The organism is Sciscionella sediminilitoris, from assembly GCF_000737195.2.
Classification (GTDB): domain Bacteria; phylum Actinomycetota; class Actinomycetes; order Mycobacteriales; family Pseudonocardiaceae; genus Sciscionella; species Sciscionella sediminilitoris.
The window spans coordinates 46,074-60,336 of record NZ_JALM01000076.1 but is presented as its reverse complement, the minus strand read 5'-3'; the positions used below and the strand labels follow the sequence as shown (position 1 = coordinate 60,336).

At 68.8% G+C, this 14,263-nt stretch carries 16 protein-coding genes; 12 read left to right on the top strand and 4 right to left on the bottom strand.

Annotated features, from left to right (window positions below; genetic code table 11):
* Positions 1-34 precede the first annotated feature (34 nt).
* The gene (locus tag AD72_RS26475) at positions 35-601 is read right to left on the bottom strand and encodes a TetR/AcrR family transcriptional regulator (protein ID WP_031469312.1); all 567 of its coding nucleotides are present in this window, start codon (positions 599-601) and stop codon (positions 35-37) included.
* A gap of 234 nt (positions 602-835) precedes the next feature.
* On the opposite strand from AD72_RS26475, the gene AD72_RS26470 reads away from it, so the two are divergent.
* The 4 genes from AD72_RS26470 to AD72_RS26455 are packed head-to-tail and all read left to right on the top strand — an operon-like array spanning position 836 to position 5,731.
* Positions 836-2,107 (top strand): MFS transporter, encoded by a 1,272-nt coding sequence (locus tag AD72_RS26470; protein ID WP_055731213.1) that lies wholly within the window; start codon positions 836-838, stop codon positions 2,105-2,107.
* Positions 2,108-2,120: 13 nt separating this feature from the next.
* Positions 2,121-2,897 carry an SDR family oxidoreductase gene (locus AD72_RS26465; protein ID WP_031469310.1) on the top strand — a complete coding sequence of 259 codons (777 nt, stop codon included), beginning with the start codon at positions 2,121-2,123 and terminating at the stop codon, positions 2,895-2,897.
* A gap of 17 nt (positions 2,898-2,914) precedes the next feature.
* Positions 2,915-4,357 carry an FAD-binding oxidoreductase gene (locus AD72_RS26460; RefSeq protein ID WP_031469309.1) on the top strand — a complete coding sequence of 481 codons (1,443 nt, stop codon included), beginning with the start codon at positions 2,915-2,917 and terminating at the stop codon, positions 4,355-4,357.
* Positions 4,358-5,731 (top strand): FGGY-family carbohydrate kinase, encoded by a 1,374-nt coding sequence (locus tag AD72_RS26455; protein WP_031469308.1) that lies wholly within the window; start codon positions 4,358-4,360, stop codon positions 5,729-5,731.
* A gap of 37 nt (positions 5,732-5,768) precedes the next feature.
* On the opposite strand, the gene AD72_RS26450 is transcribed toward AD72_RS26455, so the two are convergent.
* On the bottom strand, positions 5,769-6,323 hold the full coding sequence (locus tag AD72_RS26450; RefSeq protein ID WP_031469307.1) for a glycerol-3-phosphate responsive antiterminator: 555 nt from the start codon (positions 6,321-6,323) through the stop codon (positions 5,769-5,771).
* Positions 6,324-6,398: 75 nt separating this feature from the next.
* Here AD72_RS26450 and AD72_RS26445 point away from each other — a divergent pair, with 75 nt between their 5' ends.
* The 7 genes from AD72_RS26445 to AD72_RS26415 are packed head-to-tail and all read left to right on the top strand — an operon-like array spanning position 6,399 to position 11,616.
* Positions 6,399-7,064, top strand: coding sequence for a GntR family transcriptional regulator (locus AD72_RS26445; RefSeq protein WP_031469306.1), 666 nt, complete (start codon positions 6,399-6,401; stop codon positions 7,062-7,064).
* Complete coding sequence (locus AD72_RS26440; protein ID WP_031469305.1) at positions 7,061-7,849, top strand: carbon-nitrogen family hydrolase; 789 nt, start codon at positions 7,061-7,063, stop codon at positions 7,847-7,849. Before AD72_RS26445 ends, AD72_RS26440 begins: the two co-directional genes overlap by 4 nt.
* Before the next feature lie 21 nt (positions 7,850-7,870).
* Positions 7,871-8,545: a DUF2848 family protein gene (locus AD72_RS26435; protein WP_031469304.1), complete on the top strand. Its 675-nt coding sequence runs from the start codon at positions 7,871-7,873 to the stop codon at positions 8,543-8,545.
* On the top strand, positions 8,545-9,978 hold the full coding sequence (locus AD72_RS26430; protein ID WP_031469303.1) for a 4-hydroxyphenylacetate 3-hydroxylase family protein: 1,434 nt from the start codon (positions 8,545-8,547) through the stop codon (positions 9,976-9,978). Before AD72_RS26435 ends, AD72_RS26430 begins: the two co-directional genes overlap by 1 nt.
* A 16-nt stretch (positions 9,979-9,994) precedes the next feature.
* Positions 9,995-10,351, top strand: a complete 357-nt coding sequence (locus AD72_RS26425; protein ID WP_031469302.1) for a cupin domain-containing protein — start codon at positions 9,995-9,997, stop codon at positions 10,349-10,351.
* Entirely contained in the window at positions 10,348-10,869 is a 522-nt protein-coding gene (locus AD72_RS26420; RefSeq protein WP_197285079.1) for a flavin reductase family protein, read from the top strand. Before AD72_RS26425 ends, AD72_RS26420 begins: the two co-directional genes overlap by 4 nt.
* Before the next feature lie 3 nt (positions 10,870-10,872).
* Positions 10,873-11,616, top strand: a complete 744-nt coding sequence (locus AD72_RS26415) for a cysteine hydrolase family protein (protein ID WP_037347394.1) — start codon at positions 10,873-10,875, stop codon at positions 11,614-11,616.
* Position 11,617: 1 nt separating this feature from the next.
* Here the strand turns inward: AD72_RS26415 and AD72_RS26410 are convergent, their stop codons facing one another.
* Positions 11,618-11,839 (bottom strand): hypothetical protein, encoded by a 222-nt coding sequence (locus AD72_RS26410; RefSeq protein ID WP_031469299.1) that lies wholly within the window; start codon positions 11,837-11,839, stop codon positions 11,618-11,620.
* Between the two features lie 44 nt (positions 11,840-11,883).
* Between AD72_RS26410 and AD72_RS26405 the strand changes: the two genes are divergently transcribed.
* Positions 11,884-12,669 (top strand): transporter substrate-binding domain-containing protein, encoded by a 786-nt coding sequence (locus AD72_RS26405; protein WP_031469298.1) that lies wholly within the window; start codon positions 11,884-11,886, stop codon positions 12,667-12,669.
* On the opposite strand, the gene AD72_RS26400 is transcribed toward AD72_RS26405, so the two are convergent.
* A complete protein-coding gene (locus AD72_RS26400) occupies positions 12,666-14,258 on the bottom strand; it encodes a PucR family transcriptional regulator (RefSeq protein WP_031469297.1) in 1,593 nt (530 codons plus the stop codon). The two genes, AD72_RS26405 and AD72_RS26400, sit on opposite strands and share 4 nt — an antisense overlap.
* Positions 14,259-14,263 lie beyond the last annotated feature (5 nt).

Sequence of the window (14,263 nt, the reverse complement as noted above, 5' to 3'; positions counted from 1 at the left end):
CGCTGACCGGGTCCGGCCGGTCGGCGGGAAAGTGTCAGGAATCGAGCTCGGCGCGCACCGTCGCGGTGATGTGCGTGCGCGCCTGTTCGGTGCTCAGCAGCCCGGCCAGCCAGCGATTGGCCAGACCCTCCACCATCGCGGTCAGCCGCAGTGCCACCGGTTCGGGTTCGGCGTCCGCGCGGATGCTCCCGTCCGCGCGGCCCTGTTCGATCAGTTCGACGAGCTGACCGGCCCAGTAGTCGGTCGCGTCCCGGATGATCGGGCGCAACTCCTCGTCGAACACCGCGGCCCCGCGCACCTCGCCCCACACCGCCGAGTTCTCCCTGGTCTGCTCGTCCTCGGCGAATTCGCTGAGCATTCGCTCGAGCAGCCGCCGCATCCCGGTGCCCCCGCTCGCGGACGCCGATTCGGCCGCGAGCCGTTCGTTGATGTACAGCATGGCCTGGGTGACCAGTCCGGAGCGGTTGCGGAAATGGTGGTAGATCAGCGCGGTGGAGACCCCGGCCTTCGCGGCCACTTCCTCCACCCGCAGCCCGCGCACCCCGGTGCGCGCGATCACGTGGCAGGCGGCGGCGAGCAGTTGCGTTCGGCGGTCGGTCACGCCTTGCACGGTAACGGGCGCTCGCCCGGCTCCCGCCGAGCGCCCCGGTGGTTTGACAGTCCGGCTGGCCGCGGATTAGATTTCGCGGCGAAGCGGAGGTGCGCCCCGCGACAACCGAATAGGCCCGCTGCGGCGGGCGGTTACTAGAGACCTGAGAGAACAGTGACCCGTGCACACGACGGGAGACTGTTCTCTTTTTTTGTGCTCGGACTACGGCAGTGCGGGGTGGTTTTCATGCGCGGTACCCGGGAGCGGGTGAGTTACCTGCTCCTCTCGGTGACCGGTGGCGTCATCTTCCAGGTGGCCTACATCCGGTTCGTCTTCCTCGAACCGACCTATCGGGCGCTGCACCTGACCGCTCAGGAATACGGCGCCATCATGTCGGTCTTCGGCGCGGTCGCCGCGGTGATGTACTTCGCCGGGGGCTGGTTCGCCTCCCGGTTCCCGCCACGCGCGCTCATCGTGCTCGCGCTGCTCGGCACCGGGGCCGCCGATCTCTATCTGACCACCGTTCCCGGCTACGGCGGGGTGCTCGCCGCGCACGTCGTGATGGCGGTCGCCGGGATGGCGTTGTACTGGCCCGCCCTGGTGCGGGTGATCGGCTCGCTGGGACAGGCGCGGCAACAGGGCAGGCTGTTCGGTTTCCTCGAGGCGATCCGCGGCATCACATCCACCGCGATCGGCGCGATCGGTGCGCTGCTGGTGAGCAACGCGCTCGCACCGGAGACCGGGGTGCTCCGGCTGATCGGCATCTACGGGGTGCTGTGCGTATTGCTCGCGGTGCTCGTCTGGTTCGTGCTCGGCAACCGGGAGCGCGGTGTCCCGGCCACCACGGGCACCCTCTCGTTCGCAGTCCTCGCCGCCGCGGTACGGAACAAGTACACCTGGCTGCTCGGCGGCTCGATCATGCTGATGTACTGCTTCTACACCACCCTCGGCTACTTCTCCCCGCTGCTCGAACACCGCTTCGGCCTCGGACTCGGGCTGATCGGCATCATCGGAGTGGTGCGCACCTACGTGTTCCAGTTCCTCGCCGGACCGGTCGGCGGGTTCTGCGTGGACAAACTCACCGGCTCGACCCCGAAGTTCCTGCGGCTGACCTTCGCGGGCGCGGCGGTCTGTGTCGCCCTGTTCCTGGTGCTGCCCGAGCGCGCGGAGCTGTGGTGGGCCGCGCTCGTGCTGATGTTCGTGCTCTCCGCGATGGTGTTCACCAGCAGGGGTGTGTACTGGGCGAGCATCACCGAGGCGCGCATCCCCGAACAGCAGCGTGCCGGGGTGATCGGGCTCGCCTCCGGACTGGCCTACCTTCCCGATGCCTTCCTCCCGGCGCTGTCCGCCTGGTGGATCGGCGATCCGAGCACGAACACCGCGCCACACGGCGGCTACGGTGCCCTGTTCGGCGCACTCACCGTGGCCGGACTGCTCGGCCTCCTGCTCACCACGCTCACCGTGCGCGCCCAGCGCCGCGAATCCGCGCCGGAACCGGCCCCCGAACCCGTTGCCTGAAAAGGAAAGACACTTGGACATCGACGACTTCTCCCTCGATTTCTTCTCGCTCACCGGAAAGAACGCGATCGTCACCGGCGGCAACACCGGGCTCGGGCAGGCGTTCTCGCTCGCGCTGGCCAAGGCGGGCGCGGATGTCTACGTGCCGAGCGTGCTCGACGACGGTGGCCGGACCCGGGAACTGATCGCCGGGACCGGGCGCCGGATGGAGTTCCACCGGATCGACCTCACCGAGCCCGGAGCCCCCGCGCAGGTCGCCCAGTCCTGTGTGGACACTCTCGGCTCGGTCGACATCCTGGTGAACTCGGCCGGGATCGCCCGGCTGGCCGCGGTCGAGGAATTCGGCCGCGAACAGTGGGATCCGATGCTCTCGGTCAACCTCACCGCGCCGTTCGAGCTCGGCCACGCGGTGTCCCGGTTCATGATCGATCAGGGTTCCGGGAAGATCATCAACATCGCCTCGCTGTTCTCGTTTCTCGGCGGCCAGTGGTCCCCGGCCTACGCCGCGAGCAAACACGGCATCGTCGGATTCACCAAGGCGTACTGCGATGAACTCGGCGGGCACAACGTCCAGTGCAACGCGATCGCGCCCGGCTACTTCGCCACCGCGATCACCGAACAGACCCGCGCGGACCCGGCGACCAACCAGCGCGTGCTGGACCACATCCCGGCCGGGCGCTGGGGAGAGGTCGCCGATCTGATGGGGGCCACGGTGTTCCTCGCGAGCGCGGCCTCCGACTACGTGAACGGGCATGTGCTCACCGTCGACGGCGGCTATCTGACCCGCTGAACCAGAAAGGGAGAACTGTGCAGGAGAACGAGATTCCGGACCGGCTGCGCGCGATCGCCGGAGCAGGACAGGTGGACACCGAGGAACACCTGCTGCGCGAGGCGAGCGTGGACCGGTTCAAGAAATACCCCGCGGCGCACGGCATCTACGACGGACCGTTCCCGCTCGCGATCGTGCGCGCGCGGGACACCGCGACGGTCGCCGCGGTGCTCGCGTTCGCCGATGAACACCGCATCAACGTTGTTCCGCGCACCGGGCGCACCGGGACCGAGGGCGGGCTGGAGACCAGTGTGCCGGGCAGCATCGTGCTCGACGGCTCGGAGATGGACGCGGTGCTCGACATCGACCCAGTGAACATGCAGGCGACCGTCCAATGTGGAGTGCCGCTGCGGGTGCTCGAGGAGCGGCTGCGTGAACAGGGCCTGACCACCGGGCATTCCCCGCAGTCCAAACCGCTCGCGCAGTACGGCGGACTGGTGGCCACCCGCTCGATCGGGCAGTTCTCCACGCTGTACGGCGGAATCGAGGACATGGTCGCGGGTCTGGAGGCGGTGTTCCCGGACGGCACGGTGAGCCGGATCAAGAGCGTGCCCCGGCGCGCGGCCGGTCCGGACATCCGCTCGATCGTGCTGGGCAACGAGGGCGCGCTGTGCTTCGTCACCGAGGTCACCGTGAAGGTCTTCCCGTACCAGCCGGAGAACAGCCGGTTCCACGGCTATCTGCTCGAGGACGTGCACACCGGGATCGCGATCCTGCGCGAGGTGGTCACCGCCGGGTTCCGGCCCTCGGTCGCGCGGGTCTACTCCGAACAGGACGCCGCCCAGCACTTCGCCCACTTCGCGCGGGGCAAGTGCGTCGCCGTGTTCGTCGCCGAGGGGCCCAAGGCGATCGCCGAGGCCACGAGCGTCGAGATCGACCGGATCGTGTCCGGGCACTCACCCGAGAAGGTCGATCCCGCGCTGATCGAGGAATGGTTCGGCAATCTCAACTGGGGACCGGACAAGATCGAGGCGGAGCGGGAGGCGATGCGCACCGAGCACGCGCTCGGCTACACCACCGAGGTCTCCGCGGACTGGTCCACGATCGGGCGGATCTACGATCGGGTGCTGGAACGGATCCGCACCGAGTTCCCGCACGCGGACGACATCACGCTGCTCGGCGGGCACTCCTCGCACAGCTACCAGAACGGCACGAACATGTACTTCGTGTACGACTACCGGATCGACTGCGATCCGCGTGCCGAGCTCGAGAAGTACCACAAACCGATCAACGCGATCATCGTCGAGGAAACCCTGGCACTTGGCGGTTCCATGGTGCACCACCACGGAATCGGGAAGTACCGCGCCGAGTGGACCGAGCGTGAGCACGGCAGCGCCTATCCCATGCTGAGCAGGCTCAAGCAGGCCTTCGATCCGAACGGGATCATGAACGCGGGCACGATCTTTCCGGTGGGCCGCTAGATGACCGGTTACCTGCTCGGCATCGACAACGGCTCGCAGAGCACCAAGGTCGGTGTCTTCGACGATCGGGGAAGGCTGCACGCTTGGGGCCGGAAAGCCTTGCGTCCCAACGACACCCCGCGTCCGGGCGTGGTGGAGCATCCGGACGACGACCTCTGGGACTCGATCGGCGCCGCCACCCGCGAGGCCCTCGCCGGGTTCGCGGGTGATCCGGCCGAGATCGAGGCGGTCGGGCTGTGCACCATCCGGTTCTGCCGGGCCATGCTGCGCGCCGACGGCACCCTCGCCGCGCCGGTGCTGAGCTGGATGGACGAGCGGCTGTCCCGGCCCTATGAGCACACCGATCCGCGGGTCCGCTACGTGACGACCTCCTCCGGATATCTGACCGCGCGGCTGACCGGCCGATTCCGGGACACCGCCGCCAATTACCAGGGGAACTGGCCGATCGACACCGGCCGCTGGTGCTGGGCGCCGGGCCAGGAGGAGATCCCCGCGCGGATGCTGTTCGAGCTCGCCCTTCCCGGCGCGGTGCTCGGCACGGTCACCGCGGAAGCGGCCGCGCACACCGGCCTGCGCGCGGGAACCCCGGTGGTGGCCACGGCCAACGACAAGGCGGTCGAGGCCCTGGGCTGCGGGCTGCGCGGCGCGGACGCGGTGCTGCTCTCGCTCGGCACCTACATCGCCGCGATGACCACGGGCACCCGCGATATCCGGGACGCGGACGGGTTCTGGACCAATTTCGCCGCCGTGCCCCACGAATACCTGTACGAGAGCCATGGCATCCGGCGCGGCATGTGGACGGTGAGCTGGCTACGGGACCTGCTCGGCATCGGGGAGGAACGGCTCAACGCGGGTGCCGCGGAGGTCCCGCCCGGTTCGGACGGGCTGATGACCGTGCTCGACTGGCTGGCCCCGGCCGAGCAGCCCTACCGCAGGGGCGCCTTCCTCGGATTCGACGGCAGGCAGGGGCCGTTCCACCTCTACCGTTCGGTGCTCGAAGGCATCGCGCTGACCATGCGGGGGAACATCGAGGCCATGGCCACCGGGCTCGGCGCCGGATTCTCCCGGTTGCTGGTCTCCGGTGGCGGGGCTGATTCGGCCATGCTGACCGGGATCCTCGCCGATGTGTTCGGGAAACCGGTCGTCCGCCAGGACACGGCGAGCGCGGCCGGGCTCGGCGCGGCGATGTGCGCCGGGGTGGGGATCGGGACGTTCGCCGATTTCACCGAGGCGCAACGGGCGATGGCCGCGCCACGGAAGGAAGTCACCCCGGATCCGGGGCGCCACGAGTTCTACCGGCGCCAGTACGAGGTCTACCGGGAGATCACCGCGCACACCGATCCGGTGTTCCGGCGCTGCGTCGCACTGGGCTGACACCGCGCGCCGAACTCGGCTCATGCCGGGCGCACCGCTACATCGCCCAGACGTCCACATTGGACGAAGCGATCGCGGTCGCGCCCGCCCCGAGCGCGGCGAGTACATCGTCCTTGTCGCAGACCAGACCGCCCGCGATGATCGGCACCGTGGTGTCCGCGCGCAGCCAGCCGATGACCCGCGGCACGCATCCCGGAAGTATCTCGATGTAGTCCGGTTTGGAGACGGCGATCTGCCTGCCGAGGCTGTGGTAGGAGAACGAGTCGACGAGGAAGAAGCGGTGCACGGCGAGCATTCCCCGCTCCCGCGCGGCCCGGACGATGTTCGCCTTCGTGCTCAGGATCCCGGCCGCCCCGGTCTGCTCGTGCACGAAGCGCACGGCGATCTCCTTGCTCACCAGTCCCTCGATCATGTCCACGTTCACCAGCACGGTCTTGCCGTGCTCGGTGAGCTGCCGGACGAGCCCGGCCAGATCGAGTACCGAACCGTAGAGCAGGAAAACGACCGGGCACTCGGACTCCGCCACGGCGCGCAGGCCCGCGTCGTCCTTCACGCTCGCGATTACCGGATTGTCCCGGAGCAGTTCGTCCATCACCGTCGATTATCGCATCACCGTAGGGAATTCCGGCCTTGCCCGCCTTCCATAGTTCATGTATACATGTTGCCTATGACTGGTACGCAAGCGGGGAAGCGCACCGAGAACGCGCAGGAGATCGCGTATCGCTGGTTGCGCGACCGGGTCGCCTCGGTGCCGCGATCCGAGGGCGTGTTCCTGACCGAGGGACAGGTGGCCGAGGCCTCCGGAATATCCCGCACCCCGGTGCGCGAGGCCCTGCTGCGCCTCGAGGCCGAAGGGCTGCTGCAGATCGTGCCCAAGAAGGGCGCCTTCGTACCGCCGATCTCGGATGCCGAACTGCGCTCGGTGATGCAGGCGCGCTCGCTGATCGAGGACTGGTCGGTGCGCCGGGTCGCCGAGGCCCCGGACACCGTGCTCGGCGAGCTGGAGCGGCTGCTGGGCGAGCAGGAGAAACTGCTCGCGGATCCGGTCGAGTTCATCGAATGCGACCGCACCTTCCACCGCACGATCGTGATCGCCGCGGGCAATCCGGTGCTCGTGGACTTCTACGAATCGCTGCGTGAGCGGCAGTTGCGCATGGGTCTGCGCGCGGTCGCCGGTTCCACCGACCGGGCACGGGGGGTGCTCACCGAGCACGCCGCGATCGTGGACGGGCTGCGCTCCGGCTCGGTCGCCGAGGTCACCGGTGCGCTCGACCGGCACCTGGAGCGCACCCTCGCCGCGCTGAGCATCCCGGATCCGGGGGTACGGCGATGAAACTCGCGCTGCTGCAACTGGCCAGCCCGCCGGAGGAACCGGTGCGCGCCCGGATCGACCGTGTCGGCGAGCGCCTGCGGAAGCTGCGCGGCGCCGAACTGATCGTGCTGCCCGAGCTGTGGGCGCCCGGTTACTTCGCCTTCGACTCCTACGCCGGACTCGCCGAACCCGCGGACGGCGCGCTGTCCGCCTTCGGTGCCGAGATGGCCCGCGAACTCGGCGCCCATCTGCATCTGGGCAGCGTGCTCGAGCGAGACGAGCACGGCAGGCTGTACAACACCGCGCTGCTGTTCGGCCCGGACGGCACGCGACTGCACAGCTACCGCAAGACCCACGTGTTCGGCTACCAGTCGAGAGAAGCACAGCTGCTCACCCCCGGCGATGCGGTCTCGGTCACGGAGACCGGATTCGCCAGGATCGCCGCGACGACGTGCTATGACCTGCGGTTCCCGGCCCTGTGGGAACGGCTGACCGAACTCGGCGCGGAGCTGGTCGTCGTGCCTGCCGCCTGGCCCGCGGCACGGCTCGAACACTGGCGGCTGTTCACCGCGGCCCGCGCGGTCGAGGGGCAGTTCCTGGTGCTCGCCTGCAACGCGGCGGGCACCCAGCAGGGCGGGGTGCGGCTCGCCGGGCACAGCAGGATCGTCGGCCCGGACGGAACACTGCTCGCCGAGGCGGGCGCGGAGGAGTCCGAACTGCACGCCGAGTTCGAGCCGAGCGCCATCGCCGGCTATCGCAAGGAATTCCCGGTGCTCGCCGATCGCAGGCCGATCGCGGCCGACTGAGAAGTGAGGAGATCCGCACGTATGAGTGCATCCAGTTTCCGGCTGCGCCCGATCGGTTCGGAACCGTTCGAGGTGCGGCCCGGCCGGCTGATCGTGGCCGGATACACCGCGCGCGACGAGGCCGCAGCGCGAGCGCACATCGCCGAACTCGCCGAGATCGGGGTCCCTGCGCCGGAATCCATCCCGGTGTTCTTCGACCTGGCTCCGGAGCTGCTGACCACCTCGGCGAATGTGCCGGTCAGCGAGGCGAACACCTCCGGCGAGGTGGAGCCGGTACTGATCCGGCACGCGGACCGGTACTACCTCGGTGTCGGCTCCGATCACACCGACCGCGATCTGGAGCGCACGGATATCGGCAAATCCAAGGCGGTCTGCCCGAAACCGTTCGGCGAGACGGTGTTCGCCCTCCCGGACCCGATCGGCGGCTTCGACTGGGACGCGGTACGGGCGCGCGCCGAGGTGGACGGACTGTCCTATCAGGACGGAACGCTGGCGGTCATGCGGAAACCGGGCGAGCTGCTGGAGTTGCTGTTCGAAGCACTCGGCCGGATCGAGGGCGACCTCGTGGTGTTCTGCGGAACCCTTCCGCTGCTGCACGGCGCCTTCGTGCCGGGGGAGACCTGGGAACTCGAACTGACCTTGCCGAGCGGGGAATCGCTGCGGCACAGCTATCTCGTACAGCGAGGGAGTGAGTAATGCGCACCGGAAACGAGTATCTCGCCGCGCTCGACGACGACCGGCAGGTGTACCTGGACGGCGAACGGGTTCGGGGAATCGCCAAGCACGAGGCCTTCGCGCCGATCGCGAACACGATCGCCGAGCTGATCGACCTCGGTGCGCGGCGGGCGCGGGAGGCGGGGGAGACCGAGCACCCGATCTACCGGATCCCGCGCAGCCGCGACGAACTCCTCGCGTTCCGGGAAGCCGCGCAGGCCTGGGCCCGGCACACCCACGGCTGGGTCGGACGCAGCCCGGACCACGTGGCCGCCTTCCTGTCCGCCTTCGCCGCGCACCCGGATGTGTTCACCCGTGAGGACCGCGACTACGGCGCGAACGTCCTCGCCTACCAACGGAAAGTGGCGCAGGAACAGCTCTACCTCTCCTATGCGATCATCCCGCCGCAGGTGTCGCGGGCGAGCACCGCGCACGACTGGGACGGCGAGCTCGTGCAGGCCGGAGTCGCCGAGGAACGCGCGGACGGCATCGTCATCCGCGGCGCGCAGATGCTCGCCACCGGAGGCGCGGTCGCCGACGAGATCCTGGTGTCCTGCATCAAACCGCTGACCAAGGAGGACGCGCAGTTCGCGGTGAGCTTCGCGGTCCCGGTGGGCGCCGAGGGCCTGAAACTCTACTGCCGGCGCGCCTACGCCCCCTCGGCGACGAGCTCCTACGACTACCCGCTGAGCACTCGCTACGACGAGACCGACGCGCTGCTGGTATTCGATGACGTGTTCATCCCCTGGGAGCGAGTGTTCGTCTACAAGGATGTCGACGGGTTGCGGCGGCAGTTCTTCGACACCGGTGCACACGTGTTCGGCAACTGGCAGGCGCAGATCCGGTTCACCGTCAAGCTGCAGTTCCTGCTCGGTATCGCGCGCAAGGTCGCCGCGGTCAACGGGGTCGACAAATTCCCCGGTGTGGTCGAGAAACTGGGCGAGCTGGCCGGGCTCGCCTCCACCGTGGAATCGGCGATGCTCGCCGCCGAGTACACCGCCGAACCCGATGATCAGGGTCTGTGGCGCCCCGGTGCGCGCGCGGTGTACGGGGCGATGGGCCTGCAGGCCGAGATCTACCCTCGGGTGCTGGCCATTCTGCGGGATCTGGTCGGCGGCGGGGTGCTGCAGGTGCCCTCCAGCGTCGCGGATCTGCGCAACCCCGAGACCAGGGCCGATATCGACCGGTACATGTACTCGCCGAACGTGCCCGCCGAGGAGCGGCTCAAACTGTTCAAACTCGCCTGGGACGCGATCGGCAGCGAATTCGCCGGGCGCCACCACCAGTACGAGATGTTCTATGCGGGTGCGCCGTTCGTGGTGAAGGGGTACGCGTTCCGCAACTACGACTTCAGCGAACCACTCGCCGAACTCGATTCCTTCCTTTCCGGATACAGCCTCGAAAGCGCCGACTGAACGAGAGAGGTTCCCCGTGGCGAAGCCAAAATACGAATTCTTCCCCGTCGAGCGGATCGGGTACACCGTCTGCCCGGGGGACGACCCCAAGATCAAGGAGCGGATCCTCGCCGGTGACAAGGAAAGCGGCGTGGCAACCCGGATCCTGCGCTACGAACCGGGCGCGGACTCCACCCCGATGGGCGTGCAGCAGCACGACTTCTGGGAGGAGGTCTACATTCTCGAGGGTTCGTTCACCGATCTCGAACTGAACCAGACCTTCACCGCGGGCATGTACGCCTGCCGTCCGCCGGGAATGCGGCACGGGCCGTGGCGCAGCGAAGAGGGGGTCACCACCTTCGAAGTGCGCTACCGCACCGGGGAGGACGGGTGACCGTGGTGACGGGCGAAGCGCTCGATCCGCTGACCATGCGGCGCACCATGGGCCGGTTTGCCACCGGGGTCGCCGTGGTCACCACGCTGCTCGACGGTGAGCCGCACGGAATGACGGTGAACTCGCTGACCTCGGTCTCGCTCGAACCGCCGCTGCTGCTGGTGTGCCTGGGCAGCGGGGCGCGCACCACCGAGGCGGTGCGCGCCTCGGGCCGGTTCGGCGTGAGCATCCTGTCCGCGCGCCAGGACGAGATCGCGCTGCGCTTCGCGCGCAGGGGAGCCGATCACTTCGCCGGTCTGCCGCTGCGGTTCGGCGAACACGAGGTGCCCGTGGTGCCGGATGCCCTCGCACACCTGGAATGCGTCACCGAACGGCAGTTCGTCGCGGGCGACCACGATGTGTTCATCGGCGCGGTGCGGCGGGTCTGCGACCGCGAAGGCGAACCGCTCGCCTACTTGGGCGGCCGGATGGGGGATTACCGCGGGCGCGACGAAGAGCCCATCCACTGGTTCGCTTGAGAATTGGAGGTCAACGTGGACCAGGTCAGCCGATTCCTTTCCACCTACGGCAGGAGCGCGGAGGAGCTGCTCGATTCCGAGGCCGAATTCATCGAACGGGCCGAGCGGGAATACACGGTGGACAAGCACTGGGCGTTCGAGATCCGCCCCGCGGAAACCGCGCTCATCGTGGTGGATATGCAGGAGGATTTCGTCAACCCGGGCAATCCGATGTTCGTCCCGGAGGCGTACCGCCAGGTGCCGAGGATCGCGCGGCTCATCGAAACCTGCCGTGCCGCGGGATCACCGGTGTACTACACCGAGCACACGGTCGCCCCGGATGTGGCGCACGATTTCTACGAGTACTGGCCGCCGATCAGGGACGGCGCGATCGCCGAGGGAAAACCGGGCGCGAAGCTGTACCGGGAATTCGTCCCCGCCGAAGGGGAACGGGTCATCGCCACGAAACACAATTTCGACTCGTTCGCCGGAACCGATCTCGACTACGCGCTGCGCAACCGGGGAATCCGGACACTGATCATCTGCGGCACCCTGACGAACTTCTGCTGCGAGTCGACCGCGCGCACCGGCTACTTCCTCGGGTACCACATCGTGTTCGGCTCCGATGTGAACGCAACGGACAACGCGCTCGCGCAGGAGGCGAGCCTGCGCACCCTGCGCCGGGGCTTTGCCAGGGTCATGACGAGCTCGGAGATCGGCGAGGCACTGACAACCGGGGATCGCGCCCACCGGGCCGCGCGCGGCTGAGTCAGCCGGCCACCGCGGGAATCATCGAGACGGTCTCGTCCACGATCGCCTTCCGGTTCGCCCGGTGCATCGATTCGTCGGACAGATAGTCCCCGCCGCCACCGGAGTCCGCGACCGCACCGGGATCCGGATCCCCGGACCCGTGGCAGTCCGGCTCGCCGTTGCCCGGGGTGCTGCGGTGCGGCCACTGGCAGAACTGGGTCGTGCGCAGACCCTGGAACACGCTCGCCGGTTAAGGTAGGCCCGATTCGGAAAGGCAGGTGCCAGATGCGCAGGACAGTGTTCGCGATCGGGTTCGCGATCATGCTCGCCCTCGGTTCCACGGTGGCGAACGCGGCGGACGGGAAGAGCGCGCTCGACCGGGTCGGTGAACGCGGCGAGCTGCGGGTGTGCAGCACCGGGGACTACCTCCCGTTCACCAAACGGGACCCGGGAACCGGGCGGTGGAGCGGAATGGACATCGAGCTCGCCGGGGACATGGCCCACCGGCTCGGGGTTCGGCTGCGGCTGGTGCCGAGCACCTGGAAGGATCTCACCGCCGATGTGCGCTCCGGGAAATGCGATCTGGCCATGGGCGGGGTCTCGATCACCCTGGACCGCGCCAAGGAGGCCTTCTTCAGCGATCCCTATCTGCGGGACGGCAAGACCCCGATCACCCGCTGCCCGGACGCCGGAAAGTACGGCACGCTCGAGCAGATCGACCGTCCCGGGGTGCGCGTGGTGGTGAATCCGGGTGGCACCAACGAATCCTTCGCCCGCGAACACCTCGGGAAGGCAACGATCGTGCCGCATGCGGACAACAACACGATCTTCGACGAGATCCTCGCCGGGCGCGCCGACCTGATGATCACCGATGCCGCCGAGACCCGCTGGCAGCACAAGCAGCATCCGCAGCTGTGCCCGGTGCACCCGGACAAGCCGTTCACCTTCTCCGAGAAGGCGTATCTGACCCCGCGCGGGGATGTGGTGTTCCAGGAATGGGTGAATCAGTGGCTGCACCTGGTGCGCGGGGACGGCACCTTCGACCGCATCGCCAAGCCGTGGATCGGTTAACGGCCGAGCAGTCGTAGCTGCAGCTGGGCGACGAGCCGTTCCCTGGCGTCGCCGAGGTCGAGACCGGCCACGGTTCCCGCCCGGCGCACCCGGTAGCGAAGGGTGTTCGGGTGCACGCCGAGTTCGGTGGCCGCGCTGCGCACATCCCCGAAGGAGTCCAGATAGGCCAGCAGTGATGCGGCCAGTTCCCCGCCGTTCTCCCGATCGTGCGCGAGCAGCGCGGTGATCCGGGGATCGCGGATCCGTTCGTTGGCGCGGACTTCGGCCAGGGTTTCGGCGAGCAGCACCGCGGAGCGCACCTCCTCGATGGTGGCGACCGCAGGACCCTCGGGTGCCGCGTCCAGCACCCGGTCGGCCTCCTGCCTGGACTCCGCCGCGCCTTCGAGCCGGGGGACCGGGGAACCGACCGCGGCGCGCACCGTGAACCCCGCGTGCTTGCTGCCCGCGGTGACGATCTCCCTGGCGAGCCCGAGCACGCTCGCCCCGCTCTCCTGTTCGGGGAGATCGGGGAGCAGCACGTAGACCCGCGCGCCGATGGTGGTGGCCAGCGCGCTTCGCCGGTAGGCGGCCGCGTGCACGGCGATCAGGCTGGTCATCTCCAACCTGCGCAGTTCGTGCGCGGACCGGTCCGCCTCGTCCTCGTCGAGCAGCGCGAACGCGGCGACCGCCGCGGGTTTCGCCGGATCCGCGCCGATTTCCGAGGCCACCGAGCCCACATCGAGGCGACCCTCGAGCAGCCCGTTCAGCAGCCCCTCGCGCAGGGCGTTGTGCGCGCTGCGTTCCCCGCGGCGCCGGACCAGGTGCAGCGCGGTGACCCGGGCCGCACCGAGCAGCGCCCGCTCGGCCCGTTCGTGCAGTGCTTGCCCGCCTTCCTGGACCCAGATCGTGCCGAGCGGCTGCCGTCCGGCGAAGATGCCGACCGCGAGGCGGCGCCGGATACCCGATTCCGGGCGTTCCTCGATCCGCACCACCTCCTCGCTGGAGCGCAGCCGGTCGAACACGCCCCATTTCCGCAGCAGCGCCAGGTATTCCTCGGGTCCCTGCTGGCCGAGAATGGACAGCCTGCGCAGTTCGTCGACCTCGCCGGAGGAGCGCGAGTAGGCCAGCACCCGGCTGGCGGTGTCCTCGATGCTCACGATGCCCCCGGTGAGCGTGGCGATCGTCTGCGCGAGGGCGAACAGGTCGCCGAGCACCACCCCGGACTCGCTTTCGGAGAGCACCCGGGCATCGTCCAGTGCCGCCCGTGCCACCGCGGTCAGCTGGGCCCAGCTGACCGCCGGATGGACCGCGAGCAGCGCGATCCCGGCATCACTCGCGGCATCCCGCAGCGGTGCGGTGACGCCCTTGACCGCGATCGCGGTGGCACGCGAACGGGCGGCCGCGCGCAGCACCGGGATGGCCGCCCTGCCCCGTGCCCCGATGAGCAGCACCAGATCGCCCGCGCGCGGCCGGGGTTCGTCCTCGGGATCGGCGATCACCACATCGCGCACCCCGACCTCCACGCCGTCCGGTGCGGTGCTCAGTTCGAGCAGTGACTCACCGAGGGTGAGCAGCACCTGCCGCAGTGGGATGAGGTTGGGGAACTCCACCGCGA

Coding starts and splice junctions, on each gene's coding strand:
- AD72_RS26470 (WP_055731213.1), top strand. CDS start 836: ATGCGCGGTACCCGGGAGCGGGTGAGTTACCTGCTCCTCTCGGTGACC.
- AD72_RS26455 (WP_031469308.1), top strand. CDS start 4,358: ATGACCGGTTACCTGCTCGGCATCGACAACGGCTCGCAGAGCACCAAG.
- AD72_RS26450 (WP_031469307.1), bottom strand. CDS start 6,323: ATGGACGAACTGCTCCGGGACAATCCGGTAATCGCGAGCGTGAAGGAC.
- AD72_RS26445 (WP_031469306.1), top strand. CDS start 6,399: ATGACTGGTACGCAAGCGGGGAAGCGCACCGAGAACGCGCAGGAGATC.
- AD72_RS26440 (WP_031469305.1), top strand. CDS start 7,061: ATGAAACTCGCGCTGCTGCAACTGGCCAGCCCGCCGGAGGAACCGGTG.
- AD72_RS26435 (WP_031469304.1), top strand. CDS start 7,871: ATGAGTGCATCCAGTTTCCGGCTGCGCCCGATCGGTTCGGAACCGTTC.
- AD72_RS26430 (WP_031469303.1), top strand. CDS start 8,545: ATGCGCACCGGAAACGAGTATCTCGCCGCGCTCGACGACGACCGGCAG.
- AD72_RS26405 (WP_031469298.1), top strand. CDS start 11,884: ATGCGCAGGACAGTGTTCGCGATCGGGTTCGCGATCATGCTCGCCCTC.